Below are 24856 nucleotides of genomic sequence, written 5' to 3'. Positions count from 1 at the left end.
GACTTACTGACCCAGGGTCAGGACGCGCTGCATCATCTGTTTGGCGGTGTTCATCATTTCAACGTTGGTCTGGAAAGCGCGGCTGGCGGAGATCATGTCAGCCATTTCCTCGACCACGTTGACGTTCGGGTAGTACACGTAACCTTTCGCATCAGCCGCCGGATGGTTCGGCTCGTAGCGCGGCATCAGGCTGCTCTGGTCCTCGACCACACCCAGCACCTGCACGCCACGGCCCGGCTCGTCCTGGTCGGCGAACAGCGAGCCGCGATCACCGTCCATGCTCGACTCGAACACGGTGGCGAACACCGGGTGACGGGCGCGGTAGGTCTGGTCGATGCTGGAAGACACGGTCTCGGCGTTGGCGATGTTGCTGGAGATGGTGTTCAGGCGAGTGCTCTGGGCGCTCATGCCGGTACCGGCGATATTGAAAACACTGGAAAGTGACATAACTGAATCTCCCCTTATTCGCCGCGCAGGGCGCTGACCAGCCCTTTGAATTTGCTGTTGAGCAGGGTGAAGCTGGCCTGGAACTGCACCGCGTTCTCGGTGTAGTTCGACTGCTCCTGCTGCATGTCGACGGTGTTCTGGTCGATGGACGGGTGGAACGGCGTACGGAAGCGCAGCGCCGGATCAGCCAGCTCTAGGCCATCGGCCGGAATGTGCTGGCTACTGGTCCGGTTCAGGCTGATCTGCTTGCCCTGAGCCCTCTCGTTCTGCTCCGCCAGCACCGAGGCGAAGTCAAGGTCACGGGCCTGGTAATGCGGGGTGTCGGCGTTGGCGATGTTGTTGGCCAGCACTTCGGCGCGCTGGGCGCGGAAGTTGAGAGCCTTTTCGTGAATGCCGAGAGCGCTTTCGAAGCTGATACTCATGACCTTGAACCTTTGCCGTTGGGCGATCTGGTGGTGCGTACCAGATATTTAGCAAAGGCTGTGCCAATTTATTTTTTACTTATAGATCAATTACTTACTTATTTATTAGCCAATCAAAAAGCGGCAAGCGGCAAAGCTTTTCCGCTATCAGGCAAGGCAAGCGGCAATGCCCGACAGCCTGTTTTGCCGCCACAAACAAAAACGGGAGGCCATTGGCCTCCCGTTCACTTACCAGCGCTGCGGTTCATTTCACCTTATAGATGATCCCCGGGCTGCACTGGACCATCTGGTACAGATGAGGCAACCCGTTCAACGCCTCGGACGCACCGAGAAACAGGTAACCGCCAGGCTTCAGGGTGGCATGGATGCGGGTGAGGATGTCCTTCTTCACTTCAGCCGAGAAGTAGATGAGCACGTTGCGGCAAAACACGATGTCGAACTTGCCGAGCGCCGCATAACTCTCCAGCAGGTTGATCGCACGAAACTCGACGCGACTCTTGATCGGCGCCTTGACGGCCCAGCGCCCCGGCCCTTTAGGGTCGAAGTAACGCTGCAAACGCTCCTGGGACAGCCCCCGCCCCATGGCCAGGCTGTCGTACTCGCCGGACTTGCAGGTCGTCAGCATCGAGCCCGACAGATCAGTGGCAACGATCTGCACACCAGCCTTGAGCTGGCCCAGGTTGGTTTTTTCGAACTCGTCGATGGTCATCGATAGCGAGTAAGGCTCCTGCCCGGATGAGCAGGCCGCGGACCAGATACGCAAGCGCTGGTTGGGGCTGGCCTTGATCATCTCCGGCAGCACGCGATTCTTCATCACTTCAAACGGATAGGTATCGCGAAACCACAGGGTTTCGTTGGTGGTCATCGCATCGACCACCTGCTCTCGCAGGCCGCCGCGCGGTTGCAGTTGCATCTTCTGCACCAGCTCACCGAGCGTCTTGATCCCTTGCTGTTCCATCAGCTTATTGAGACGGCTAGACACCAGGTACTGCTTGTTACTGCCGAGCAGGATGCCGCAGGCCTTCTCCAGAAAGACGCGGAACTGCTCGAAATCCAAATTGCCTGAAGACACTAGTGCCGCCTCACCAAACATAGAATCAACAGAGGGCCAGGCCCTCAGCCCCCATCTGAAACCCGGATACGCTCGACCACGCGGGAAGCCAGATCGTCGGGACGGAATTTCGCCAGGAAATCATCCGCACCAACCTTCTTCACCATCGCCTGGTTGAATACGCCGGACAGTGAAGTATGCAGAATCACATGCAGCTTCTGCATCCTTGGATCGGAGCGAATCTCCGCCGTCAGGGTGTAACCATCCATCTCCGGCATTTCGATATCGGAGATCAGCATCAGGAACTCTTCCTCCGGACGCCGTCCTTCTTCGACCATCTTGTGCAGATAGTCGTAGGCCTGGCGACCGTCGTTGAGCGACACCACTTCGACCCCGACGCTTTCCAGGCAACGCGTTACCTGCTTGCGCGCCACCGACGAGTCGTCACAGATCAGGACCTTCTTGGAAACCGCCTTGGCCTGTGTCTCGACGTCCACCACGCCCTCGGAAATCGCTTCCGACATAGGCGCCACCTCGGCGAGGATTTTCTCGACGTCGATGATTTCCACCAGTTGCTGATCCAGCCGGGTAACCGCGGTCAGGTAATGATCGCGGCCGGTGCCCTTGGGTGGTGGATGAATTTCTTCCCAGTTCATGTTGACGATGCGCTCGACCGAGCGCACCAGAAAGCCCTGAACCTTGGTGTTGTATTCAGTGATGATGACGAAGCTGTTTTGCAGATCGTTCAAACCTGTACGCCCGGTGGCGAGCGCCAGATCGAGGATCGGAATGGTGCCACCGCGGATGTTGGCTACGCCGCGCACTACCGGGCTGGACTTGGGCATGATGGTGAGTTTGGGGCATTGCAGCACCTCCTTCACCTTGAACACGTTGATCCCATAAAGCTGCTTGCCGTCGAGACGGAACAACAGCAACTCCAGGCGGTTCTGCCCAACCAATTGGGTACGCTGGTTAACCGAGTCCAATACTCCGGCCATGCCCAGACTCCTTCTTATGCAAGTCGTCACGTGCTTGGCCTTAGCGTAGCAGGCGGCACGAGGCTTGCTTTGTAGTGTTCATGAACGTTATGACGACACTTTTCCGGCACATGATGGCAAAACGCCGCTTCTCTTTCGGTGTTTTACCTGCTTTGTGCCTGCTCGGCTACAACCCACTGCAAGCAGCAGCACTGGTCATGCCTGAGGAGCTTATCGGCGCAACCGAAGGCTTTCTTGAGTTCAGTGTCGAAGACTATTTAGAGCGTAGCGAAATCCAGGCTCGCTATGAAATAAGCGTTAACCCACTCGACCCGCGGTTACGCCTTGCCGCTTGCGACAGCGATTTGACGCAGGCCCTGGAAAGCCCTGCGCAGCCTGTTGGACGGGTTACGGTACGGGTCAGTTGTGAAGGCAGCACGCCTTGGACTATTTTCGTCCCAGCACAGGTTCGCCTGTTCAGTCCGGTGGTCGTCGCCACTCGGCCGCTTAATCGCGGCGATTTGCTTGGCCCAGACACTGTTGCCTTGGCTGAACAGGACATTGGCACGCTGACCCGAGGTTATCTGACCAGCACAGAACTGGTTGTCGGCAGAAAAATGACGCGCCCCGTACGCACCGGCCAGGCGCTGACCCCAGCGCTGCTCGAGTTGGCTGAAAGTATCAAGCGTGGCGACCAGGTGGTAATCAGCGCCCGCAGCGGCGGTATCAATGTGCGTATGCCTGGCGAGGCCTTGTCTGGCGGGACGCTCGGGCAGCAAATCAGTGTGCGCAACCTGAGCTCGCAGCGGGTGATCAAAGCCAGAATTGCAGGCCCTGGCCAGGTAGAAGTAGAAATGTAGGCATGAATTTTGTAGCGTGGTTGTTTAGCGATTCCCTACACTGTTAAGCATTGCTCAGTTTTTTACCCTAAAGTTCCGGCGGATACGGCCGACAAGCTAGTCAAGCGTCCAGATACCGTCAGAGGTTTGCACCATGGTCATCGACTTCAACCGGCTGAATAATGCCGCCTCCACCGCCAACAGCGGCCGAGCGGGCAATACCCAGTCCAGTAGCCGCAATGAAGCAGTCAGCGGCACTCAGCCGCCTGCCGCGCAGGCTACCAGCGAGCAGGCTGGCACCAGCAAACCTGGTGACTCCGTGCAGCTCAGCCATGATGCGCAGCAATTGCAAAAAGCCAGCGACAAGCTGCGCGACCTGCCCACCGTGGACAAGGAACGCGTTGCCAAACTGAAGCAAGCCATCGCCGATGGCAGCTATCAGGTAGACAGCCAGCGAGTTGCCGGCAAACTGCTCGACTTCGAATCCCAGCGCTAGTCCCAGGGCTGCGCTGGGGATATTGGACGCCCAATCCCCAGAGCCCGCGATGCAAGAGACGACCCTGCTCCATCTGTTCAGTGAAGATATCGGCACAGCCCAGCATCTGCTTGAGCTGATCGATGCCGAATTCCAAGCGCTTAGCGAGCGAGACCTGCCGCGCCTGGAAAAGCTTCTCGGTGAAAAACTCCCCCTTCTTAGCCTGCTCGATCAGCACGGTACTGCGCGCAGTAAAGCGCTGCTTGATCAGCAACTCAGTGCCGACCGCAGCGGCCTCGAAGCATTGGCTGGCCGTTCTGAAAACGGCACAGAGCTGCTTGCCAGCAGCGAGCAGCTGGGGCAATTGCTGGAGCGTTGCCGTGAAGCCAACCTGCGTAACGGCCGGGTGATTCGCGCCAACCAGGCCTCCCTAAACAGTGTGCTCGGCATACTTCGCGGCGGCGAAACACCAGGGCTCTATGACAGCCGTGGCAGCGCCGCTAAAATCGGCCAACAGCGCCCGCTCAGTCAGGCCTGATCACAAGAAAACAAGCACAGGGACATACCGGCAATATGCCAGTATCCTAGGTGCCGTAGTCGTTCGTGCCTGGAGATTTTTGGTCCGTGTCCAATCCATTTCTCGATGAAGATGGCCCTCAGCCGCCCAAGGTGCTGAGTGCACCGTTGGAAATCTTCACCAACCTGCGCCTGCTGCAACAGCACAACGATCCGCTGGTCATCACCTTCAAGGATCGCAACCAGCGTTTTCAAAGCTTTCTGGTAGCCGCCGACCGCGAACGCGGCGTGCTGGCACTGGACGAACTCGTACCCAATGACGGTGAGCGCTTCCTGAAAAGCGGCGAAGCCTTCCGCGTCGAAGGCTTCCACGATGGCGTGCGCATTGCCTGGGACTGCGAAGACCCGATCGAGATTGGCGAGCTGGAAGGCGCACGTTGCTACTGGTGCCACCTGCCCGAAAAGATCATTTACCACCAGCGCCGCAGCGCTTTCCGCGCCCAACTTGGCAAGGCGCAGATGGTGAATATCGAACTGAATGGCAAAAGACTCAGCAAGCCGATCAAAGGCCAGATGCTGGATATCTCCGCCACCGGCTGCCGCCTGCGTTTTCCCGGCGACATCACCAACACCCTGCAACCTGGCCAGGTCTATGAGAGCCTCAGCGCTTCATTGCCCGTAGGCAACCTGAGCACGTCGATCGAAGTGCGCCACGTGCGCTTCGACGAGAAGGTCGAGATGACCTTCGTCGGCGCCCGCTTCCACCGCCTCGGCGGATTGGAGTCGCGCCAGGTCGAGCGCTTCGTCTATCAGTTGCAGCGCGAAGCCCGGCGCACCGACAAGGACGACTAACGAAGTCGTCCCGCCTCAAGCATCAGACCTGGGTGCCCAGCACTCGCCGCTCCCAGGGCGTGATCTCGTCGAGAAAACTCATCATCTCTATGGTCTTGCTGGCAACGTAGCCGTCGACGAACTCGTTACCGAACAACTCCCGTGCCAGCGTACTTTGCTGCAGGCGCGCCAGTGCCGCATGCATCGTGCAGGGCAAGCTCAGGTGCTCAGGTACCTCGAACTCGCCCTGAATCGGCTCGCTCGGTTGCAAGCACTGCTCCAGTCCATACAAACCCGCCGCCAGGCTGGCAGCAATGGCCAGGTAAGGGTTGGCGTCCGCCCCCGGCAAGCGGTTCTCCACGCGCCGCGCCGCCGGACCGCTGGCGGGAATACGCAAACCGGCCGAGCGGTTGTCGTGCGACCAGCAGGCATTGTTCGGCGAGGCATACGGGTGGCAGAAGCGCTGGAACGAGTTGATGTTCGGCGCGAACAGCAATGTGAAATCCGCCAGAGCCGCCTGCTGCCCAGCAATAAAATGCAGGAACTCTGGCGTCGCATCGCCCGCCGCATCACTGAAGATATTGCGACCACTGCCCTGCTCCACCACGCTCTGGTGAATGTGCATCGAGCTGCCCGGCGTGTGTGCCAGGGGTTTGGCCATGCACACCACACTGAGGCCGTGTTTCAGGCCGACTTCCTTAAGCAGGTGCTTGAACAGGAAGGTTTGATCGGCGATCAGCAAGGGATCGCCGTGCAGCAGATTGATCTCGAACTGGCTGACCCCCATCTCGTGCATGACCGTATCGCGCGGCAAGCCAAGCTCAGCCATGCAGCGATAGACCTCATTGAAGAACGGCCGCAGGCCATTGCCGGAAGACACGCTAAAAGCCGAGCAACCATCCTCGCGCCGACCGTTCAAGCCAACTGGCGGCTGGAACGGCTGCTGCGCATCGCCATGTCGATCAAAGATGAAGAATTCCAGTTCGGTGGCCACTACCGGCTGCCAGCCGCGCTGGGCGTAGCCTTGCACCACGCGCTTGAGCAGGCCGCGGGTAGAAAGCCCCGAACTGCGCCCATCCAGCTCATCGGCGTCGCAGATAGCCAGCGCGCGTGGCGGCTCGCTCCAGGGCAGGCGGTGGATCTGCGTCGGCTCGGCATTCAGTGCCAGGTCGCCGTCGTCGCTGCCATAGAAGCGCGCGGGCGGATAGCCACCCATGATGCATTGCAGCAGCACACCCCGCGCCAACTGCAGCCGCCGCCCTTCGAGGAAGCCCTCGGCGGTCATGACCTTGCCGCGGGCAACGCCGTTCAGGTCAGGGGTAACGCATTCGATTTCATCAATGCCGGTCAAGCGCTCTGCGAGCGAACTGCGGCCGTCGGTTGTCATGACTTCTTGTCCTTGTTAGCGCGAATGCCGGTACCACGGCGATGCGTACAAAATACGCATCAGCCGTTCGAAATATCAAGCATCCGAAAACAAGGAAATCAACCGAGAAACTGCACCACCTGATCCGCATCGAAGGGCCAACCCAGCTCGGCGCCAGTGTCCTGACGCCGCAGTAGCGGGATGCGCAGGCCGTACTGTTCGACCCAGTCTTCGCGCTCGGCAATATCGACCAGTTCCACCAGCAGGCCATGTTCGACAAAGGGCATCAGCAACGCCTCGGCCACCTCACAGAGGTGGCAACCAAGGGTGCCGAAAAGTTGGCATTCGGGAAGCATGCGGGGCGTCTCTGCAAGGGTTCAGAGACGCAGTTTATCGCAGCGACTTCAGCTTGCCGAAGCCTCGTCAGCCGGCAGCAACCCTTGCAGGCCCTCGAGCAGGCGTTGATTGAGCGCCTTGGCCTTGTCCAGCTGCTCATCGCTGAAGCGATTGTCCAGGCTGAAACCGCCGTCCAGCAGTTGCTCCAGGGTGGTCTTGGCATCGTCGCTGACGTCGCCAGCAGTGCTCAGCGCATCGAGCAGGCTGCGGGCGTAGTCGATCAGATTGTCGTTGACCGCACTGGCCGCCTGGCCACCCTGCTGAGCCACGCTGCTGTAGGCGTCGGTGGCCTGGCGCACGCTGGTCTGAGTCAGGTGCAGGGACATCGACGCCAGCTGCGAGCCATCCATATCCAGTTGCATGGCTCGGTCGAAAGCGCCCTCCAGATCACCGGAATAGAACTTGCTGGAAAGGTCCTGCACCTGGCTGAACAGATCCCCCAGGGCCGCACGCTCCTCGGCATCCAGCTCACCTTCAACCTTCACCTGCCAACCGCCGATCTGCAAAGTACCGGACTCGCTGCTGGCAATCGCGGCAGAACCGTTGGCGTTGCTGGCGGCGGCGACACTGGTCTTCGACCAACTGGCCGAAGCACTGGCAATGGAAATGCTCAGGCGATCACCGTCACGGGTGGTGACCTGCATATCGAAGGTATCCGCGCGGGCGGAAAAACGTTCGCTATAGGCAGCAACGGCGCTGCTGCCGGTATTGGTGGTCGGCGTGGTGCTGGCCAAGCTATCGGCCAGGCCGGCCAGCCCGCTCTGGATCTTGTCGTAGGTGGCGTCGATGTTCTCCGCGACCTTGCCTTGAAGCACGCCCATGCCGTCGAGAATCTTGCGCGCCTCGGCAAAGCCCTTCTCCACGCCTTCGCGGGCCTGGTCCAGCAGGCTCTGCAGTTTTGCCGGATCGGCACCAGCGGCCGCTTCGCTTTTCAGGCGCTGCTCGACGAAGCCGAGTATGCGATCGGCTACCTTGTCCGGAGTGAAGTCTTCGCTCTTGCCAGACAACGCGCCCGCACCCAACCCCAGCTTGTCTGCCAGGCGATTGGCCAGGGTGGCTTGGGCATCGACCTTGCCGTTCGAACCGGGCAGCGTGTTAGAGCTGGTCAGGTTTTTCAGCGACGGGGAGTGTTGCAGCACGGGGGAGAAGCTGGGCAGCGAGTTCATGGCGGTGTACCAAGGCAGGACATCTACTCGTATGACGGCCTTTAGACGGAAAACTTGAAGCGCACCGACAAACGGCCCTAATTGTTGCAGATCAAGGAGATGCAGCGTGCCCGTGGACGACCGCCTGTCGCCCGGTCATGCTCGCGACACGCCCAGGAGAAATACCGTGTTCACTGACCTGCTGATCATTCTCGCCTGCTCCCTGCTGGTGATCGCCCTGTTCCGCCGCCTGCGTCTGCCCGCCGTGCTGGGGTATCTGTGCGTTGGTCTGCTGGTCGGGCCAAGCGCCCTGAACTGGATCAGCAACTCGCAGGACTTGCCGCACCTGGCCGAACTTGGCGTGGTTTTCCTGCTGTTCAGCCTGGGCCTGGAGTTTTCCCTGCCGCGCATGCTCGCCCTGCGCCGTACCGTGTTCGGCCTCGGCAGCCTGCAGGTACTGACCTGCGGCGCGGCGCTGAGCGGCTTGCTGTATCTGTACGGTTTGTCATTTGGCAGTGCCGCGCTGCTCGGCCTGGGCCTGGCCCTGTCTTCCACCGCCATCGTCGGCAAGGAGTTGAACAGCCTGGGCGAGGTCTTCAGCAGCCACGGCCAGAACGCCATCGGCGTGCTACTGTTCCAGGATCTGGTGGCGGTCCTGCTGCTCAGCGTGGTGCCACTGCTCGCTGACGGCAGTGGCGAGCAGGCCTGGTACTGGAGCCTGCCGCTCATCCTGGGCAAGACCGTGTTGCTTTTCTGCGGCCTGCTGCTGGCCAGCCGCTGGCTACTGCCGCGCCTGTTTCGCGAGGTCGCCGAGGCCCATTCGCCCGAGCTGTTCGTCATGCTCGCCCTGGTCATCGTGCTGCTGACTGCCTGGCTGACGCACCTGCTTGGCCTGTCCATGGCGCTTGGTGCGTTTCTCGCCGGCATGTTGCTGGGCGAGAGCCATTATCGGCATCAGATCGAAGCCGATATCCGCCCCTTCCGCGACATCCTCCTTGGCTTGTTCTTCGTCAGCGTCGGCATGCTCATCGACCTGCGCCTGTTCACCGAGCACGGCGGGCTGATTCTGCTCGCCACTGCCTGCCTGCTCGGTATCAAAGGCTTGCTGGTGGCCGCCCTGGTGCGACTTCGCGGTGAAAGCGGCGAGACCGCCTGGCGCAGTGGCCTGGCCCTGGCCCAGGCCGGCGAGTTTTTCTTCGCCCTGGTGGCGGTGATGAGCCAGCAAAAGCTGCTGGATGCCGACACCAGCCGCCTGCTGCTGGCCGCGGCGTTCTGCTCGATGGCGCTCACGCCGCTGCTGCTGCGCCTGGCACCGCACCTGGCGGTACGCCTGCGCCAGGTGCAAGGGCAACCCAGCTCGCTGGAGGATATTGCCAGCCACGGCGCCGAGCTCAGCGGGCATGTGGTGATCTGCGGCTATGGCCGGGTTGGCCAATCGATCGGCCGCTTCCTGCAGCGCGAACAGCTGTCCTTCATTGCCCTCGATGACGACCCGGTGCGGGTCGAGGAAGCCAGCGCCGGCGGCGACAGCGTGCATTACGGCGACTCGCGGCGCCCGGAGTTGCTGGTTGCCGTTGGCATCGCTCGCGCACACCTGCTGGTGGTCGCGGTGGACAAGACCGACGTCGCCCTGCACATCGTCCAGCAAGCCCGCCAGCACTGCCGGGACTTGCCGATTCTGGTACGCACCCGTGACGACAGCCGGCTCGCCGAGCTGCAGGCGGCGGGCGCCACAGAGGTGGTGCCGGAAGTGCTGGAATCCAGCCTGATGCTGGCGTCCCATGCACTGGTGATGCTCGGCGTGGCCGAGCAGCGGGTGCAGGAGCACATGAATCAAGTGCGCGGCAGCCGCTATCGGTTGCTGCATGGCTTCTACCATGGCGCCCAGGCCAATCTGCTGGATGCCCGCGGCCAGCCGCGCCTGCTGCTACACGCGGTCAACCTGCCAACTGGCGCCCACGCCTGCGGGCGCAACCTCGGGGACTTGCAGTTGGAGAGCCTCGGCGTGGAAGTCCAGGCGCTGCGGCGCGACGGCGAAGAGCTCGGCCTCGGCGCCAGCGCACAACTGCAGGAAGGCGATGCGGTACTGATTTCCGGCCCACTGCAGGCCGTTGAGGCCTGCGAGTCGCGGCTGCTGGGCGGTAGCTGACTCAGCGGCTAGCGGCGTCCAGCAATACTTCAGCGGCGGCTTTCGCCTGCTGCGCCTGTTCACCCGGGCCTTGCAGGTGAGCCATGCTCAGCGCGCCCTCCAGCAGGAACTGCAGCTGATTGGTCAACGTGTCGACTTGCTCCACGCCCAGCGCCAGCAGCTGCTCGCGGAAGAACCCGGCAAATGCCTGCTTGAATGCGGCTGCCTGCTGGTGGATCGCATGCTCGCGGCTCTGGAATTCCGCCGCAGCGTTGATGAAGCTGCAGCCGCAGAAATCCTGCTGATGAATCCACATATGCAGCCCGTCGAAGATGCGCAACAGCGCCTCGCGCGGCGCCAGGCCCTGCAATCCAGCAGCCAGCAGATCGAGCGTGGCCTGCTGGTTTGACTCAAGGACGGCCAGGATCAACTCGTCCTTGGAGCGGAAGTGCTTGTACAGAGTCATCTTCGCCACCCCGGACTCCGCCAAAATGCGGTCGATGCCCGTCGCGTGGTAACCCTCGCGGGCAAAGAGCGCCTGCGCGGTGTGGATCAGTTGATCGCGTTTGCTTGTTGCCATTGGAAGCCTCCAGGGGCGGCCATTATGCGCAAACCGAGGCGTGACGCTCTACGGCAGAAAGTCGATGGACAGAAAGCACGCTTGAAATATACAGACCTGTCTGTCTAATATCTATCACATCGACATCACTTCTGCCCGCCAAAGGAACCCGACATGCGCTATCTATCGCTGTTACTGCTGGCCCTGCTCGGCTTTGGCTGCCTGCCCGTCCAGGCTGACGGCCTGCGTTTTGCCTTGGTCAAGACCAGCGAAACGCAGACCCGCGATGCCTTCACCATCGTCGGTGGCTCGTGGACCGAAACGGCCATCGCCAACCATGTCGCCATCCTGATCGAACACCACGCCGCGACCCTGCTGTTCGATACCTCCCTCGGCCGCCAGGTCGACCAGCAGTTCGAAAGCGAAATGCCCTGGTATGACAAACCGCTGCTGCGCTACGGCAAGGTCGTGCCGGTACGCGACCAACTGGACCGCGATGGCATCCGCATCGACCGCATCCTGTTGTCCCACGTTCACTGGGACCACGCCTCAGGCCTGGCCGATTACCCGGAAGTGCCGGCCTGGGCACCCTACGAGGAAATCGAGTTCAGCCAGATCTCCACCCCGCCCGCCGTATTGCCCAGCCAGTTCAAGCACCCGATCAAATGGGTGCCGTATAGCTTCGGCGAGCAACCATTCGAGGGTTTCGCGCAGAGCCACGACCTGTTCGGCGATGGCAGCCTGGTACTGGTGCCGCTGGATGGCCACACCCCCGGTTCAGTCGGGCTGTTCCTGACGCTAGAGGATGGTCGCCGCTTCTTTTTCACCGGTGACGCCAGCTGGCGCCTGGAGGGCTTCACCGGCCCACGGGAGAAGTTCTGGATCAGTCGCCGGATGGTCGACAACGACCGCGAACGCACTCGCCAGCAACTGGAAAAAGTGCATGCCCTGATGCAGGCCGAACCCCAGTTGACGGTAGTGCCCGCCCACGATGAACGCGTGCAGCGTGAACTCGGCTACTACCCGCATTGGGTGCAATGACTCGACCAAGGTCTAGAAGCGGTAATAATTTCAAAATGTTTTAGTCTTCAGGCTGCAACGAGTTCGGACAGACCGAACCGCCATCACCAGCCGAGGAAACAATAACAATGAGCAAGTCCCCCCTAGCCCGCAGCGTGGCTCTGGCCGCGCTGGGCACCAGCCTCACCTTGCCCACCCTCACCCAGGCGGCCTTCCTTGAAGACAGCAAGGCATCCCTGGAGCTGCGCAATTTCTACTTCAACCGCGACTACCGCCAGGACGCTGACCCCACTCCGACCCAATCCAAGCAGGAAGAGTGGGCGCAGGGTTTCCTGCTGCGCTATGAATCCGGCTTCACCGAAGGCACGGTCGGCGTCGGCCTCGACGCCATCGGCACCCTGGGGCTGAAACTCGACTCCAGTGCCGACCAAAGTGGTAGCGGCCTGCTGCAACGTGACCGCGAAACCGGCCGCGCCCAGGACAGTTATGGCGACCTCGGCGCCACTGCCAAGGTCAAGGTTTCCAAGAGCGTGCTGAAAGTCGGCACCCTGATGCCGAAGCTGCCAGTGGTGCAGGCCAACGACTCGCGCCTGCTGCCGCAAGCGTTCAGCGGTGGCGCGGTGAACTCAACCGAAATCGACGGCCTGATCGTGGATGCCGGCCGCCTCAAGCAATACAACCTGCGTGATTCCTCGGACTACGAGGACATGCTCATGACCACCGGCGGCAAGCGCAACATCACCGGTACCACTGGTGTTACCGCCGACCAGTTCGACTTCGGCGGCCTGAGCTACAAGTGGACCGACAACCTGACCACCAGCTACCACTACGGTGCACTGGAAGACCTGTACAAGCAGCATTACCTGGGCCTGGTCCACGTCCTGCCGCTGGCCGACAAGCAGTCGCTGAAGTCGGATATCCGCTGGGCACGCTCCACCGACGACGGCGCCACCAACGTCGACAACAAGGCGCTCAACGCCATGTTCACCTACGGCCTGGGCGGCCACGCTTTCGGCCTTGGCTACCAGGAAATGAGCGGCGACACCGGCTTCGCCTACATCAACGGCACCGACCCGTTCCTGGTGAACTACGTACAGATCGGCGACTTCGCCAACAAGGACGAGACGTCCTGGCAGCTGCGCTACGACTACAACTTCGCCGCCATCGGCATTCCCGGCCTGACCTTCATGACCCGCTACCTCAGCGGCGACGATGTCGACCTGGGCGTGGAGGGCAACAACGGCAAAGAGTGGGAACGCAACATGGACATCGCCTACGTCTTCCAGGATGGGCCGCTGAAGAACTTCGGCGTGAAGTGGCGCAACGCCACGACGCGCAGCAACTTCACCAACGACCTGGACGAAAACCGCCTGATCCTGAGCTACATGCTGCCACTCTGGTAAAACGTTGCCCCATGAAAAAGCCCGCCAATTGGCGGGCTTTTTCGTTAGCGCAGGGCTCAGTCCTGGCTATTGGCGCCAATCTTGTGGATCGACAGGTCAGCCCCGTAATACTCCTCTTCCTGGCTCAGGCGAATGCCCACCAGCAACTTGAGCAGGCCATACACGGCAAACCCGCCGAGCAACGCGACCAGCACGCCAAGGCCGGTACCGATCAACTGACTGATCAGGCTCACACCGCCCAGGCCAGCCAGGGACTGCTGGCCGAAGATGCCGCAGGCGATCCCGCCCCATACGCCGCACAGGCCATGCAACGGCCACACGCCGAGCACGTCGTCGATCTTCCATTTCACCTGAGTGGCGGTGAACGCCCAGACGAACAGTGCACCGGCGATGGCGCCGGTGACCAGCGCGCCCACCGGATGCATCACATCCGAACCGGCACAGATCGCCACCAGGCCGGCCAACGGGCCGTTGTGCAGGAAGCCCGGGTCGTTACGCCCGACCAGCAGCGCCGTCACCGTGCCGCCGACCATCGCCATCAGCGAGTTGACCGCCACTAGGCCGCTGATGCTGCCCAGAGTCTGCGCACTCATGACGTTGAAACCGAACCAGCCAATGATCAGGATCCACGAGCCCAGCGCCAGAAACGGAATGTTCGACGGCGCGAAGGCCACCAGGCGACCCTCGCGGTAACGACCATTACGCCGGCCCAGCAGGATCACCGCGCCGAAGGCCAGCCAGCCACCGACCGCATGCACCACCACCGAGCCGGCGAAGTCATGGAACGCCGCGCCGAAACGCTCGGTCAGCCAGGCCTGCAGGCCGAAGTTGCCGTTCCACACCAGGCCCTCGAAGAAGGGATAGATGAACGCCACGATCAGCACGGTGGCACACACCTGCGGCGCGAACTTGGCGCGCTCGGCAATACCGCCGGAGATGATCGCCGGAATGGCCGCAGCGAAGGTCAGCAGGAAGAAGAACTTCACCAGCGCATAACCACTGCTGCTGGTCAGCTCACTGGCCGGCGCGAGGAACGTCACCCCATACGCAACCCAGTAGCCGATGAAGAAATAGGCCAGGGTCGACACGGCAAAGTCGGACAGGATCTTCGCCAGGGCGTTGACCTGGTTCTTGTGGCGCACCGTACCGACTTCCAGGAAAGCGAAGCCGGCATGCATGGCCAGGACCATGATCGCGCCCAACAGAATGAACAAGGTATTGGAACCGTGGACCAGATTTTCCACGGCGCTATTGAGATTTTCCATCGACAGATTGGCTCCGGCAGTGTCGAAAAGCACCAAAAAAGCTCGCCACCCACTCATCACGCACCGTTATGTGACCGGCGCGCACCATAAATAGCCGTCCCTGAGAGCTGAACTGGCGCAGGCAAGGTTGACGAAGCACACGAGCTTTTTGTGTTTATCGTTGTTTTTCATCAGCTTGAACGCTCTACATCGGGTGTTGCAGCGGCAACAAAACGCCCCGTTATCGAGCACTTAACGCTGTATTCGCACCAGCGAAATGCAAGGGCTATACCAGCGCGTCAGTTCAGCCGACCAGGTGCAGGCGCCGCAGCGTTTTGTTGAACCATCGCCAAACCAGCGAACTCCTAACCTCAGACCCTGAAGAAGAAGGAGTGCACCCCATGCCCCGCAAACCCGCCATTCATGCCCAGGATGATCTGATGAACGAATTCAAGGCGCTGGTCAGCGATACCGAAAAACTCCTGCAACACACCGCAGAGCTGGCCGGCGACCAGGCCAGCGAGCTGCGCGACCAGTTGCACGACAACCTCAAGCGCGCCCGGGAAACCCTGCACAGCACCGAAGAAGGCCTGCGCGAGCGTGGCCGGGCCGCGGTCGAGGGTGCCGAAGACTATGTGCAAGAGCATCCGTGGCAGTCGATCGGTATCTCCGCTGGCGTCGGCTTCCTCCTCGGCCTGCTGGCCGCGCGGCGCTGATCGATGAGCCAGACGCCACCGCCAGGTGCCTCGGCCATCGGCCAATCCCCATCGTTGACGCGCCTGGCGGCGGCCTTTCTCGGCCTGCTGCACGGGCATGTCGAACTGTTCGGCAGCGAGCTGCAGGAAGAAAAAACCCGCAGCCTGCGTCTGCTGCTGCTCGCCGGGCTGGCTCTGGTATTCGGCCTGCTGCTATTGCTTGGCCTCTCCGCACTGGTGCTGATCCTGGCCTGGGAGGATTACCGCCAGCAGGCGATTCTCGGCCTGTGCCTGTTCTATGCCCTGGCCACCCTGTATTGCGCGGTCCGCCTGTATCGCGCGCTGGATGAAGATGTCTCGCCTTTCAGCGCCACCCTCGAAGAACTGGCCCGCGACCGGGAGCGCCTGTTGCCATGAGCCTGCCTGAACTGCCGCACAACTGCTCACGCCGCGAACTGCGGCGAGCGCTGATCCGCATGCGACTGGAGATGCATCGCCAGGAAATCCGCCACGAAAGCCTGCTGCTGACCCGCCCACTGCGCCAGGTACAAGGGCTGGCCCGCGACCTGCCCGCCAGCCTGGGGCTCAAGCACGCACCGCTATGGGGCATTGCCGGTGTCGGAATCCTCGGCTTCCTGGTCGCCCGCGGCGGCGACATCGGTCGTTGGGCCAGTATCGGCAGCCGCCTCTATCCCCTGTTACTGGCCGCCCTGCGCCCACCCCGAAGCTGACCCGTCGGACAAAACTGGCCACATTCTTGCTATGTCAGTGCGGTCTTCCACCGTACAACTAAGGATGTCTCCGTGATCGACGGGCAACCGCTCGCCAGCTTCCAGCCCTTTATCGACACTGCCACCGGCCTGATTGCCGGTGTCGAGGCGCTGGGCCGCTTGCGTCAGGAAGACGGCCGACTGCTCTCCGTCGGCCCGCTGTTTACCGACCCCAAGGTTTCCCCCGCACTGTTGCGCCGTCTCGACCGCGAGATTCGTGACAATGCGTTCAACCGCCTGCACCAGGCACCGGCGGACTGGTTTCTCAGCGTGAACATTTCCCCTCGCTGGATCAGCCGCCTGCGCCCCAACCAGCCGCTGCCAAGCCTCAAGCAACTGGAGCGCTGCGGTATCCCGGCGTCACGGGTGGTGTTCGAAATCACCGAACTGGGCGGTGCCAACGACAAGCTGAGCGAGGTGGTCGCACGCTATCGCCTGGCGGGGGCACGCATCGCCATCGACGACTTCGGCGCCGGTTACTCGCAACTCGACCGCGTGCTGGCCCTGCAGCCGGACATTCTCAAGCTGGACATGCGCCTGTTTCAGGAAGCGGCGCGCGGCGGGCCCAGCGGTGAAGTGGTCAAGGCGCTGGCGCAGATGGCCGAGAAAACCGGCTGCTGGATCATTGCCGAAGGCGTGGAGACGCCTGCCGAACTGGATTTCGCCCTGGAATGCGGCGCGCGCTATGTGCAGGGCTATCTGTTCGCCAAACCGGAACTGGAGTTCTTTGCCACCGATGCCTTCGTCGAGCGCTTCGCCGAGCTGCGTGACCGCTACGTGCAACGCAAACTGGCTGAACGCGCACGGCTGATGAACCTGCGCCAGCAATTGGCCGATCTGATGAGCCTGCTCAGGGGCTGGGTCGAGCGCGGCGACAGCCTGGCAAGCCTGCTGACGCCGAGTAACTATCCCTGGCTGCTGCGCATCTATCAGTGCGACCGGCATGGCACGCAGTTGACGCCCAACCTCGAGTGGGACGGTAAGAAGTGGCAGGAGGATGCGCGCTACCTGGGCCACAACTGGTCCTGGCGGCCATACTTCTATCAGTTGCTGGCCGAGGGCTGGGATGAGCGCCGTCTGACGCTCTCCACTACCTACCGCGACGCCACCACCAACCAGTACTGCCTGACGGCAGGCCAGTTCATCGACAACGGCCGCCGCCTGTTACTGCTGGATATCGATGCCGTCGGGTTGTAGCCCGCTCACACCGTCTGTGGGCGGGCGAAAGCCGCCAGCTCCATGCGATTACGGCCGTTCTGCTTGGCCCGGTACAGGGCCTTGTCGGCGCGCTCGATCAGCATCGGCACACTTTCCTGCAGGTAGTACTGCGCCACCCCGATGGACGCGGTAATCCGATAGTCCGCCGCGAAACCCTCGAAGTGGGTGGCCGCCAGGGCATCCTGAATGCGCACGATGCAGTGCTGGGCCATCTCAAGCGAGGTCTGCGGCAGGAACAGCAGGAACTCCTCACCGCCATAACGGGCGAAAAAATCGGTACTGCGCAGCAACGGCTCGACGGTCGCGGCGAAGGTCTTCAGCACCGTATCGCCAGCCGGGTGGCCGAAACTGTCATTGACCCGTTTGAAGTGGTCGAGGTCGAACAGGCACACGCAGAAACCACCGCCGCCCCGGTCGGTACGGTTCTTTTCGTGGCCGAGCATTTCCAGCAGGTAGCGGCGGTTGTAGGCGCCGGTCAGCTCGTCATGGGTGGCCAGCTCGGTCACCTGTTGCAGCACTTCCTGCAACTGCGCGTTGCTCGCCATCAGCTTCTTGCGCAGGTCACTGATGTTGCCGCCGAGTACCGAGATGAAAGGCAGGAAGGCAGAGAAACTGCACCAGAGGATCATCTCCACGGCGAGATTGAAGCGCTCGCCCTCCAGCCAGCGGATCAGCGGCAAGGTCGCGGCATATGCACCGATGGTCAGCACACTCAGGGCCAGCAGTTGGCGGGTATGCAGTTTGAAGGTGCCGAACACCATGATGATCAACAGCACCACCAGGTAGGCACCGCGTCCCTGGCCGGCATACACCTGGGTAAACAGCACCATGGCAATCGCTGCCAGCATCTGCGCGATGGTCAGGCTCGGGTCTTTGAAACGCAGGTTGAGGTTGTAGCGAAACAGCAGGTAGAAACCCAGGTTGGTCACCACCGCCATCGCTACCCACGCCAGCATCACCCAGCTCGGGGACACTCCGGCGTACAGCGAAACGCCCTGGGGGACCACAGCGAGGACATACATCGCCAGGCTCATCATGAAGCGGCGGACACGCAACTGCTGCTGCGCATCCTGGGGCATGGAAGCTTCTGTAATCACGCGTTGTTATCTCTTGTTATTGGCTTATTACGCGATGGCATTACGATAGCATTGTGATCACAGACTGCCTATTCACGGCCAAGTGCCGCCGGTCGGCGCCATCAGCGCTTGCAGGCCACCGTACGAAGCCCGAAGCTAAGGCCGAATGACTGGCGAGGACAGCCCTTGGACTGGAACACCCTGCTCACCCGCGAACGCCTCGGCAAACCCGCGCACAGCTCTGACGAACTGGGCCGCAGCCCCTTTCACAAAGACCACGACCGCATCATCTTCTCCGGCGCCTTTCGCCGGCTGGGGCGCAAGACCCAAGTTCACCCGGTTTCCAGCAACGACCATATCCACACCCGCCTGACCCACTCACTGGAAGTCAGCTGCGTCGGCCGCTCGCTGGGCATGCGCGTCGGCGAAATGATCCGCGACGAACTGCCGGACTGGTGCGACCCGGTCGACCTCGGCGTGGTCGTACAGTCCGCCTGCCTGGCCCATGACATCGGCAACCCACCGTTCGGCCACTCCGGCGAAGACGCCATCCGCCACTGGTTCCAGCAGGCCGCCGGACGCGGCTGGCTGGATGCCATGAGCGAGGCCGAACGCGGCGACTTCCTCAATTTCGAAGGCAACGCCCAGGGCTTTCGCGTGCTCACCCAGCTGGAATACCACCAGTTCGACGGCGGCACCCGCCTGACCTACGCCACCCTCGGCACCTACCTGAAATACCCCTGGACCGCCCGCCACGCCGAAGCCCTCGGCTACAAGAAGCACAAGTTCGGCTGCTACCAGAGCGAGCTGCCGCTGCTCGAACAGATCGCCAGCAAACTCGGCCTGCCGCAGATCGAGGAGCAGCGCTGGGCGCGCCATCCGCTGGTGTACCTGATGGAGGCCGCAGACGACATCTGCTACGGCCTGATCGACCTCGAAGACGGCCTGGAAATGGAGCTGCTCGACTACCCCGAAGTCGAAGCCCTGCTGCTCGGCCTGGTCGGAGATGACCTGCCGGAAACCTACCGCCAGCTCGGCCCCAATGACTCGCGCCGGCGCAAGCTGGCGATCCTGCGCGGCAAGGCCATCGAACACCTGACCAATGCCGCCGCTAAAGCCTTTGTCGACCAGCAACCTGCCCTGCTGCGCGGCGACCTGCAAGGTGACCTGGTGGAACACATGCACGGCCCGGCCAAGCGTTGCGTGCAGCAGGCCAAGGCGATCGCCCGGGAGAAAATCTTCCAGGACAAGCGCAAGACCCTGCACGAGATCGGCGCCTACACCACCCTGGAAATCCTCCTCAACGCCTTCTGTGGCGCGGCTCTGGAGCAGCATGGCGGCGGCACGTTGTCGTTCAAGAACCGGCGCATCCTCGACCTGCTGGGGCACAACGCGCCCGATCCGGACTGGCCGCTGTACCGTTCCTTCCTGCGCATGATCGATTTCATCGCCGGGATGACCGACAGCTACGCTACTGAAATGGCCCGGGAAATGACCGGCCGCTCCAGCCCGGTGTAACCATGAAGAATGTGCTGCGACAGATCATCGGCTGGCATGCCGGCCCACCCGCCTGGGGACCCGCCGTGGTCGCCGGGGTGGGTTGCGCGCTGCCGCTGCTGCTCGGTCTGCTCAGCGGCCATCCCGGCTTTCTCTGGGCCTCGGCCGGTGCTTTTCAGGCAGCACAACCCAACCCGCTGCACCGCTTCGGCATGCTGCGCATGCTCCTGCTCACCCTGCTCGGCGCCTGCAGCGCCGGCTTGGGCTTCTGGGCTGCCACTCACCCGCTGATCAGCCTGAGCATGTTCGCCATTTTCGGCGCCATGCTCGCCTGGCTGCAGCGCCTGGGCAGCGAGGCCGGCAAGCTCGGTGTCGGCCTGACCGTCTGCCTGTGCCTGGGCCAGGGCCAGTTCGGCCTGGGCAACCTCGACAACCCTTACGCCGTGGCCATGCTGTTCACCCTCGGCGGGCTATGGGTGATGTTGCTTGCCTTTGGCCTGCGCGGCCTGCACGGCCTGCGCATGTGGCCGTACATGCCGCGCTTCGTCAGCCTGTTCAAGGTGCTCAAGCGCCATGCCCAGCGCCTGCCGGAACAACGCTGGCGCCTGCACGCGCTGCGCTGCGCACTGACCTGCGCGGCAGGCGGCCTGATCGTCAACCTGGCGCAGCTGCCACGCGGCTACTGGCTGACCATCGCCGTGATCGGCACCCTGCAACTGGAGTTCAAGGGCAGCCTGGTGCGCGCCCTGCAGTCGGGCATGGGCAGCCTGTGCGCCGCGGTGCTGCTGATCTACTTCGGCCACAGCCTGCAGAGCCCGCCGCTGATGGTGGCGACCATCCTGCCGCTGATCACCCTCAGCCGTGCGTTCCAGGCCCACAACTATGGCCTGTTCGTGCTGCAGGTGACCCTGAGTTTCGTGCTGCTCGCCGAGAGCCTGTCGAAAGACTGGCACCTGGCCCAGCTGCGCCTGCTCAACTGCCTGATCGGGGTGGTACTGGCCATGTCGGTAGCCTTGATCATCTATGGCATCGAGCAATGGCTGTTGCGCCGCCAGGAGAAAGCAGCAAGCGCGCTGTAGCGATAAACAAAAAATGGAGTTTGCGCGCGTTTAGACCGGCACATACAGCAAGGTTTCACTATGCTTTTTGCTGGCCCTGAATGCAGTCAATGGAGTGATGTACATGCCCGTAAAACCGCGAGTCAAAGAGCGACGCCTGCCCCTGCATGTACACATCAGCGTGTTGTTCACGCTTCTGTTATTGCTCACCGGCGTGGTCCTGGGGTTGTTCAACTACCACCAGACCACCCAGATCATCCTCTCCAGCAGCAGCCAGCTGTTCAACCAGATGCGCGAAGAGGTCGAAGCAGACCTGCAGCACACCTACCAGCCGATCCGCCACCTGCTCAGCCTGCTGGCCTTGGACAAGGGCAGCCAGGTGAACGACAGCTACCTGCGCATGGAAATGCTGCCGCTGTTCGCCCAGGCCCTGAACGACAACCCAAAGCTGGCTTCGCTGTACCTGGGCTACCCCGATGGCGACTTCTTCATGGTTCGCCCACTGCGCACAGAGCGGCTCAAGGGCATCTTCGACGCACCGGCCCAGGCCGCCTTCCAGGTCTGGAGCATCGACCGCAACGGCTCGGCTCGGCCCGTTTCCGAGTCGCAGTACTTCGACGAGAAGCTGGAGCCCATCAGCCGCCGGCAGAACCTCAGCGAGTCCTACGACCCCCGCACCCGCCCCTGGTACAAGATGGCGCTGGAAAGCGGCCAGCAGGTCACCACCGAGCCCTATGTGTTCTTCTCCACCGGTGATGTCGGCACCACCCTGGCTCGCATCACGCAGAACCAGGTGGTGATTGGCGCCGACCTCACCCTCCACGACCTTTCCGCGACGCTGGCCCGGCACAAGGTCACGCCGTCTACCGAAGTGGTGCTGTTCAGCCCGAACGGCTCTGCCATCGCCTATCCCGATACCAGCCGACTGATCATCCAGAACGACGGCATGCACCTGGCCAAGGTCGAGCAACTCAGCCCCGCCCTGGGCGAACTGTTCCAGCGCGGCTTGCAACAGGATCGCCAGGGCTCGATCAAACTGGCCAACAACCGCTGGCAGCTGTCCTACTCCAACCTGACCGAAGGTGGCCCGAACGGCCTGCGCCTGGCCTTGCTGGCGCCCGAGGATGAACTGCTCGCCGACGCCTACCGCATCCGCTGGCAGAGCGCGATGATCACCCTCGGCATCCTGCTGCTGTGCATCCCGCTGGGCTGGATGATGTCGCGCAGCATCGTTCGCCCGCTGCGCGCCCTGGTCGATGAGGCAGAGGCCATCCGCAGCTTCAACTTCGACCGCCCGGCCAGCGCCCGCTCGATGGTTCTGGAGGTCGACCAGTTGGCCGTGGCCATGGCCAAGATGAAGGACACCCTTGCCAGCTTCCTCGACATCACCGCCAGCCTCTCCGCCGAAACCCGCTTCGATGCCCTGCTGCGCCGCGTGCTCAAGGAAACGGTCGACCTCAGCGGCGCCAGTGGCGGCCTGCTCTACCTGCGTGACAGCAGCACAGGCCATCTGGAGCCCCATGGCCTGTTCCTCAATCACGAACAGCACAACCTCGAAGAACACCGTATTCCCGGCTTCGCAGCGAATGATCCGCGCCTCCCCGACTGGCTCCAGCACACCGCACAAGGCGGCGCCAGCCAGGTGCTTTCACTCGGCTTCGATCAGGCCGAAGGCTTCCAGAGCCTGCTCAGCACCCTCGACAGCCCGCGCGTGCATGTGGTCAGCAGCGGCTTGCACAACCGCCAGGGCGAAACCCTGGGCGTGCTGATTTTGCTGCACCGCGACACCGGCGAAGCCGCCGATCAAGAAATGATCAGCCCGGAACGCATCGCCTTCGTCGAGGCCGTTTCCGGCGTCGCCGCGCTGTGCATCGAGAGCCAGCGCCTGCTGGAGCAACAGAAGAAACTGCTGGATGCCTTCATCCAACTGATCGCCGGCGCCATCGACGCCAAGAGCCCTTACACCGGCGGCCACTGCCAACGCGTCCCGGAGCTGACCCTGATGCTCGCCCAGGCCGCCGCCGACAGCGAAGAAGCCCCCTTCCGCGACTACCAGCCCAACGATGAGGAATGGGAAGCCCTGCATATCGCCGCCTGGCTGCATGACTGCGGCAAGGTCACCGTGCCCGAATACGTAGTGGACAAGGCCACCAAGCTGGAGACCATCTGCGACCGCATCCACGAGGTGCGCATGCGCTTCGAGGTGCTCAAGCGCGATGCCTGGATCGCCTACTGGCAAGGCCTGGCCACAGGTGGCGAAGCTGCCAGCCTGGGCGCGCTGCGCGACGAGATGCTGGCAACCCTGGACGACGAGTTCGCCTTTATCGCCCGCTGCAACCTCGGCGGCGAAGCCATGGCCGATGCCGACCTGGAGCGCCTTCGCACGATTGCCACGCGGACCTGGACGCGCACCCTGGATGACCGTCTTGGCGTGTCCTGGGAAGAAAATCAGCGCCAGGCCCGCACCCCGGCGCCCGCGCTACCGGTACAGGAAGCGCTGCTCAGCGACAAGCCCGAACACCTGCTGGAGCGCCCGGCCAGCGAGCTGATCGCCGACGACAACCCCTGGGGCTTCAAGCTCGATGTGCCGCAGTACAAGCTCAACCGTGGCGAGGTCTACAACCTTGGCATCGCCCGCGGCACCCTGACCAACGAAGAGCGCTTCATCATCAACGGGCACATGGTGCAGACCATCCGCATGCTCAGCTACCTGCCCTTCCCCAAGCACCTGGCCAACGTCGCCGAAATCGCCGGCGGCCACCACGAGAAGATGGACGGCACCGGCTACCCGAAGCGCCTGAAACGCGAGGACATGAGCCTACCGGCGCGGATGATGGCCATCGCCGACATCTTCGAGGCGCTGACCGCCGTTGATCGCCCCTACAAGAAAGGCAAGACGCTAACCGAATCGCTCAACATCATGGCCGGCATGTGCCGCGGCGCTCACGTCGATCCGGAGCTGTTCGGCCTGTTCATCCAGGCCGAGATCTACCAGACCTATGCCGAGCGCTACCTGCGTGCAGACCAGATCGACAGCGTGGACAAGGCGGCCATCCTGGCCAAGGCCGGGCTCGCCTGATCGCCACGACCTGCGACCAGAAAGAAATCGCAGCCAATAAAAAGCCCGACCTAGGTCGGGCTTTTGCGTAGCAGCGTGAGGATCGCAATCCTCCTGCGGGGAAAATCAGGCGTTGACCGAATTTTCCGGGTACCACACGTCCATCAACGGGCTCAGGGTGAAGCCGGTCAGCTCGCTACGGCCTTTCAGCCAGGCTTCTACCTTGTCGCGCTGCTCGGCGTTGACCGAACCACGCTTGGCCAGGCAGACGAAACCGTAGTCATCGCCACCGACATAGCCCAGGCCGTTGCCTTCAACGCCATCACGCAGGAAGGCTTCAACAAAGCTGTCCATCTCGGCTTCCGACAGACCGTCGCGGAAGCTCAGAGTCAGCTCGCAGCCCAGCTCCTGGAATTCGTCGACACAGAGTTTCTTGCGCAGACGGCGGGAACGGTTAGTGGCCATGTAAAAAACTCCTCAACACTCAATAGAAATTACCGGCGGCACTTTAGCAGTTTGCCGCGCCAGCCGCCCGCCTAACGGCCGCAAAGGCTGAAAAAACCGCCGAAACGTGCAACTAACCGCCCGTGCCGGGCGTCCATCAGCGGTGTGCTTGGGGCATAATGCGCCGCACTTATTCGAACCGCCGAGGCCGCGTGCTCATC

General features: G+C 62.2%; 26 protein-coding genes. 15 read left to right on the top strand and 11 right to left on the bottom strand.

Annotated features, from left to right (window positions below; all coding sequences use genetic code 11):
• Window positions 1–3: 3 nt before the first annotated feature.
• Both flgC and flgB read right to left on the bottom strand, forming a co-directional pair.
• Window positions 4–447 carry a flagellar basal body rod protein FlgC gene (gene flgC, locus H3H51_RS12635; protein ID WP_183089415.1) on the bottom strand — a complete coding sequence of 148 codons (444 nt, stop codon included), beginning with the start codon at window positions 445–447 and terminating at the stop codon, window positions 4–6.
• A 14-nt stretch (window positions 448–461) separates the two neighbouring features.
• Window positions 462–869 (bottom strand): flagellar basal body rod protein FlgB, encoded by a 408-nt coding sequence (flgB, locus tag H3H51_RS12630; protein WP_183089414.1) that lies wholly within the window; start codon window positions 867–869, stop codon window positions 462–464.
• Between flgB and H3H51_RS12625 the strand changes: the two genes are divergently transcribed.
• Window positions 834–1133 (top strand): hypothetical protein, encoded by a 300-nt coding sequence (locus tag H3H51_RS12625; RefSeq protein ID WP_183089413.1) that lies wholly within the window; start codon window positions 834–836, stop codon window positions 1131–1133. The genes flgB and H3H51_RS12625 overlap by 36 nt on opposite strands.
• Here H3H51_RS12625 and cheR read toward each other — a convergent pair.
• Window positions 1114–1941 (bottom strand): protein-glutamate O-methyltransferase CheR, encoded by an 828-nt coding sequence (gene cheR / locus H3H51_RS12620; RefSeq protein WP_183089412.1) that lies wholly within the window; start codon window positions 1939–1941, stop codon window positions 1114–1116. The genes H3H51_RS12625 and cheR overlap by 20 nt on opposite strands.
• Before the next feature lie 44 nt (window positions 1942–1985).
• Window positions 1986–2918 (bottom strand): chemotaxis protein CheV, encoded by a 933-nt coding sequence (locus H3H51_RS12615; protein ID WP_183089411.1) that lies wholly within the window; start codon window positions 2916–2918, stop codon window positions 1986–1988.
• A gap of 80 nt (window positions 2919–2998) precedes the next feature.
• Here H3H51_RS12615 and flgA point away from each other — a divergent pair, with 80 nt between their 5' ends.
• The 4 genes from flgA (at window position 2999) to H3H51_RS12595 (ending at window position 5579) form a co-directional block, all read left to right on the top strand.
• Window positions 2999–3757, top strand: coding sequence for a flagellar basal body P-ring formation chaperone FlgA (gene flgA, locus H3H51_RS12610; protein ID WP_183089410.1), 759 nt, complete (start codon window positions 2999–3001; stop codon window positions 3755–3757).
• A 133-nt stretch (window positions 3758–3890) separates the two neighbouring features.
• Complete coding sequence (gene flgM, locus H3H51_RS12605; protein ID WP_183089409.1) at window positions 3891–4232, top strand: flagellar biosynthesis anti-sigma factor FlgM; 342 nt, start codon at window positions 3891–3893, stop codon at window positions 4230–4232.
• A 49-nt stretch (window positions 4233–4281) separates the two neighbouring features.
• Window positions 4282–4749 (top strand): flagella synthesis protein FlgN, encoded by a 468-nt coding sequence (locus tag H3H51_RS12600; protein WP_183089869.1) that lies wholly within the window; start codon window positions 4282–4284, stop codon window positions 4747–4749.
• A gap of 86 nt (window positions 4750–4835) precedes the next feature.
• Window positions 4836–5579 carry a flagellar brake protein gene (locus H3H51_RS12595; RefSeq protein WP_183089408.1) on the top strand — a complete coding sequence of 248 codons (744 nt, stop codon included), beginning with the start codon at window positions 4836–4838 and terminating at the stop codon, window positions 5577–5579.
• A gap of 22 nt (window positions 5580–5601) precedes the next feature.
• Here H3H51_RS12595 and H3H51_RS12590 read toward each other — a convergent pair whose 3' ends face one another.
• The 3 genes from H3H51_RS12590 to H3H51_RS12580 all read right to left on the bottom strand — a co-directional run bounded on the left by H3H51_RS12590 (window position 5602) and on the right by H3H51_RS12580 (window position 8486).
• Window positions 5602–6945, bottom strand: a complete 1344-nt coding sequence (locus H3H51_RS12590) for a glutamine synthetase family protein (protein ID WP_407926501.1) — start codon at window positions 6943–6945, stop codon at window positions 5602–5604.
• Window positions 6946–7043: 98 nt separating this feature from the next.
• Window positions 7044–7280: a glutaredoxin family protein gene (locus tag H3H51_RS12585; protein WP_183089407.1), complete on the bottom strand. Its 237-nt coding sequence runs from the start codon at window positions 7278–7280 to the stop codon at window positions 7044–7046.
• Window positions 7281–7328: 48 nt separating this feature from the next.
• Window positions 7329–8486, bottom strand: coding sequence for a DUF5610 domain-containing protein (locus tag H3H51_RS12580; protein ID WP_183089406.1), 1158 nt, complete (start codon window positions 8484–8486; stop codon window positions 7329–7331).
• A 166-nt stretch (window positions 8487–8652) separates the two neighbouring features.
• Here H3H51_RS12580 and H3H51_RS12575 point away from each other — a divergent pair, with 166 nt between their 5' ends.
• A complete protein-coding gene (locus tag H3H51_RS12575; RefSeq protein ID WP_183089867.1) occupies window positions 8653–10614 on the top strand; it encodes a monovalent cation:proton antiporter-2 (CPA2) family protein in 1962 nt (653 codons plus the stop codon).
• A gap of 1 nt (window position 10615) precedes the next feature.
• Here H3H51_RS12575 and H3H51_RS12570 read toward each other — a convergent pair whose 3' ends face one another.
• Window positions 10616–11173, bottom strand: coding sequence for a TetR/AcrR family transcriptional regulator (locus H3H51_RS12570; protein WP_183089405.1), 558 nt, complete (start codon window positions 11171–11173; stop codon window positions 10616–10618).
• A 153-nt stretch (window positions 11174–11326) separates the two neighbouring features.
• Between H3H51_RS12570 and H3H51_RS12565 the strand changes: the two genes are divergently transcribed.
• Window positions 11327–12193, top strand: a complete 867-nt coding sequence (locus H3H51_RS12565; RefSeq protein WP_183089404.1) for an MBL fold metallo-hydrolase — start codon at window positions 11327–11329, stop codon at window positions 12191–12193.
• A gap of 107 nt (window positions 12194–12300) precedes the next feature.
• Window positions 12301–13575, top strand: coding sequence for an OprD family porin (locus tag H3H51_RS12560; RefSeq protein WP_183089403.1), 1275 nt, complete (start codon window positions 12301–12303; stop codon window positions 13573–13575).
• Between the two features lie 56 nt (window positions 13576–13631).
• On the opposite strand, the gene H3H51_RS12555 is transcribed toward H3H51_RS12560, so the two are convergent.
• On the bottom strand, window positions 13632–14840 hold the full coding sequence (locus H3H51_RS12555) for an ammonium transporter (protein WP_220790997.1): 1209 nt from the start codon (window positions 14838–14840) through the stop codon (window positions 13632–13634).
• 380 nt (window positions 14841–15220) lie between these two features.
• Here H3H51_RS12555 and H3H51_RS12550 point away from each other — a divergent pair, with 380 nt between their 5' ends.
• The 4 genes from H3H51_RS12550 (at window position 15221) to H3H51_RS12535 (ending at window position 17481) form a co-directional block, all read left to right on the top strand.
• Window positions 15221–15535, top strand: coding sequence for a DUF883 family protein (locus H3H51_RS12550; RefSeq protein ID WP_183089401.1), 315 nt, complete (start codon window positions 15221–15223; stop codon window positions 15533–15535).
• Window positions 15536–15538: 3 nt separating this feature from the next.
• Window positions 15539–15931 carry a phage holin family protein gene (locus tag H3H51_RS12545; RefSeq protein ID WP_183089400.1) on the top strand — a complete coding sequence of 131 codons (393 nt, stop codon included), beginning with the start codon at window positions 15539–15541 and terminating at the stop codon, window positions 15929–15931.
• Complete coding sequence (locus H3H51_RS12540; protein ID WP_183089399.1) at window positions 15928–16245, top strand: hypothetical protein; 318 nt, start codon at window positions 15928–15930, stop codon at window positions 16243–16245. Before H3H51_RS12545 ends, H3H51_RS12540 begins: the two co-directional genes overlap by 4 nt.
• 72 nt (window positions 16246–16317) lie before the next feature.
• Complete coding sequence (locus tag H3H51_RS12535; RefSeq protein WP_183089398.1) at window positions 16318–17481, top strand: EAL domain-containing protein; 1164 nt, start codon at window positions 16318–16320, stop codon at window positions 17479–17481.
• A 5-nt stretch (window positions 17482–17486) separates the two neighbouring features.
• Here the strand turns inward: H3H51_RS12535 and H3H51_RS12530 are convergent, their stop codons facing one another.
• On the bottom strand, window positions 17487–18581 hold the full coding sequence (locus H3H51_RS12530; protein ID WP_183089397.1) for a GGDEF domain-containing protein: 1095 nt from the start codon (window positions 18579–18581) through the stop codon (window positions 17487–17489).
• A gap of 183 nt (window positions 18582–18764) precedes the next feature.
• Between H3H51_RS12530 and H3H51_RS12525 the strand changes: the two genes are divergently transcribed.
• The 3 genes from H3H51_RS12525 to H3H51_RS12515 all read left to right on the top strand — a co-directional run bounded on the left by H3H51_RS12525 (window position 18765) and on the right by H3H51_RS12515 (window position 24212).
• The gene (locus tag H3H51_RS12525) at window positions 18765–20096 is read left to right on the top strand and encodes a deoxyguanosinetriphosphate triphosphohydrolase (protein ID WP_183089396.1); all 1332 of its coding nucleotides are present in this window, start codon (window positions 18765–18767) and stop codon (window positions 20094–20096) included.
• 2 nt (window positions 20097–20098) lie between these two features.
• Window positions 20099–21154 carry an FUSC family protein gene (locus H3H51_RS12520; protein WP_183089395.1) on the top strand — a complete coding sequence of 352 codons (1056 nt, stop codon included), beginning with the start codon at window positions 20099–20101 and terminating at the stop codon, window positions 21152–21154.
• 103 nt (window positions 21155–21257) lie between these two features.
• The gene (locus H3H51_RS12515) at window positions 21258–24212 is read left to right on the top strand and encodes an HD domain-containing phosphohydrolase (protein ID WP_183089394.1); all 2955 of its coding nucleotides are present in this window, start codon (window positions 21258–21260) and stop codon (window positions 24210–24212) included.
• A 105-nt stretch (window positions 24213–24317) separates the two neighbouring features.
• Here H3H51_RS12515 and H3H51_RS12510 read toward each other — a convergent pair whose 3' ends face one another.
• Window positions 24318–24656, bottom strand: coding sequence for a 50S ribosome-binding protein YggL (locus H3H51_RS12510; RefSeq protein WP_183089393.1), 339 nt, complete (start codon window positions 24654–24656; stop codon window positions 24318–24320).
• Between the last annotated feature and the right edge of the window lie 200 nt (window positions 24657–24856).

Source organism: Aquipseudomonas ullengensis, assembly GCF_014174475.1.
Taxonomy (GTDB): domain Bacteria; phylum Pseudomonadota; class Gammaproteobacteria; order Pseudomonadales; family Pseudomonadaceae; genus Aquipseudomonas; species Aquipseudomonas ullengensis.
Note: the sequence above shows the minus strand (reverse complement) of the source record. Positions and strands in the feature narration are given on the sequence as shown.

Bases quoted from the DNA above. Each gene is read 5' to 3' on its own strand.
- flgC (WP_183089415.1), bottom strand. From the start codon at position 447: ATGTCACTTTCCAGTGTTTTCAATATCGCCGGTACCGGCATGAGCGCC.
- flgB (WP_183089414.1), bottom strand. From the start codon at position 869: ATGAGTATCAGCTTCGAAAGCGCTCTCGGCATTCACGAAAAGGCTCTC.
- H3H51_RS12615 (WP_183089411.1), bottom strand. From the start codon at position 2,918: ATGGCCGGAGTATTGGACTCGGTTAACCAGCGTACCCAATTGGTTGGG.
- flgA (WP_183089410.1), top strand. From the start codon at position 2,999: ATGAACGTTATGACGACACTTTTCCGGCACATGATGGCAAAACGCCGC.
- flgM (WP_183089409.1), top strand. From the start codon at position 3,891: ATGGTCATCGACTTCAACCGGCTGAATAATGCCGCCTCCACCGCCAAC.
- H3H51_RS12600 (WP_183089869.1), top strand. From the start codon at position 4,282: ATGCAAGAGACGACCCTGCTCCATCTGTTCAGTGAAGATATCGGCACA.
- H3H51_RS12590 (WP_407926501.1), bottom strand. From the start codon at position 6,945: ATGACAACCGACGGCCGCAGTTCGCTCGCAGAGCGCTTGACCGGCATT.
- H3H51_RS12585 (WP_183089407.1), bottom strand. From the start codon at position 7,280: ATGCTTCCCGAATGCCAACTTTTCGGCACCCTTGGTTGCCACCTCTGT.
- H3H51_RS12580 (WP_183089406.1), bottom strand. From the start codon at position 8,486: ATGAACTCGCTGCCCAGCTTCTCCCCCGTGCTGCAACACTCCCCGTCG.
- H3H51_RS12570 (WP_183089405.1), bottom strand. From the start codon at position 11,173: ATGGCAACAAGCAAACGCGATCAACTGATCCACACCGCGCAGGCGCTC.
- H3H51_RS12565 (WP_183089404.1), top strand. From the start codon at position 11,327: ATGCGCTATCTATCGCTGTTACTGCTGGCCCTGCTCGGCTTTGGCTGC.
- H3H51_RS12560 (WP_183089403.1), top strand. From the start codon at position 12,301: ATGAGCAAGTCCCCCCTAGCCCGCAGCGTGGCTCTGGCCGCGCTGGGC.
- H3H51_RS12555 (WP_220790997.1), bottom strand. From the start codon at position 14,840: ATGGAAAATCTCAATAGCGCCGTGGAAAATCTGGTCCACGGTTCCAAT.
- H3H51_RS12550 (WP_183089401.1), top strand. From the start codon at position 15,221: ATGCCCCGCAAACCCGCCATTCATGCCCAGGATGATCTGATGAACGAA.
- H3H51_RS12545 (WP_183089400.1), top strand. From the start codon at position 15,539: ATGAGCCAGACGCCACCGCCAGGTGCCTCGGCCATCGGCCAATCCCCA.
- H3H51_RS12540 (WP_183089399.1), top strand. From the start codon at position 15,928: ATGAGCCTGCCTGAACTGCCGCACAACTGCTCACGCCGCGAACTGCGG.
- H3H51_RS12530 (WP_183089397.1), bottom strand. From the start codon at position 18,581: ATGCCCCAGGATGCGCAGCAGCAGTTGCGTGTCCGCCGCTTCATGATG.
- H3H51_RS12520 (WP_183089395.1), top strand. From the start codon at position 20,099: ATGAAGAATGTGCTGCGACAGATCATCGGCTGGCATGCCGGCCCACCC.
- H3H51_RS12515 (WP_183089394.1), top strand. From the start codon at position 21,258: ATGCCCGTAAAACCGCGAGTCAAAGAGCGACGCCTGCCCCTGCATGTA.
- H3H51_RS12510 (WP_183089393.1), bottom strand. From the start codon at position 24,656: ATGGCCACTAACCGTTCCCGCCGTCTGCGCAAGAAACTCTGTGTCGAC.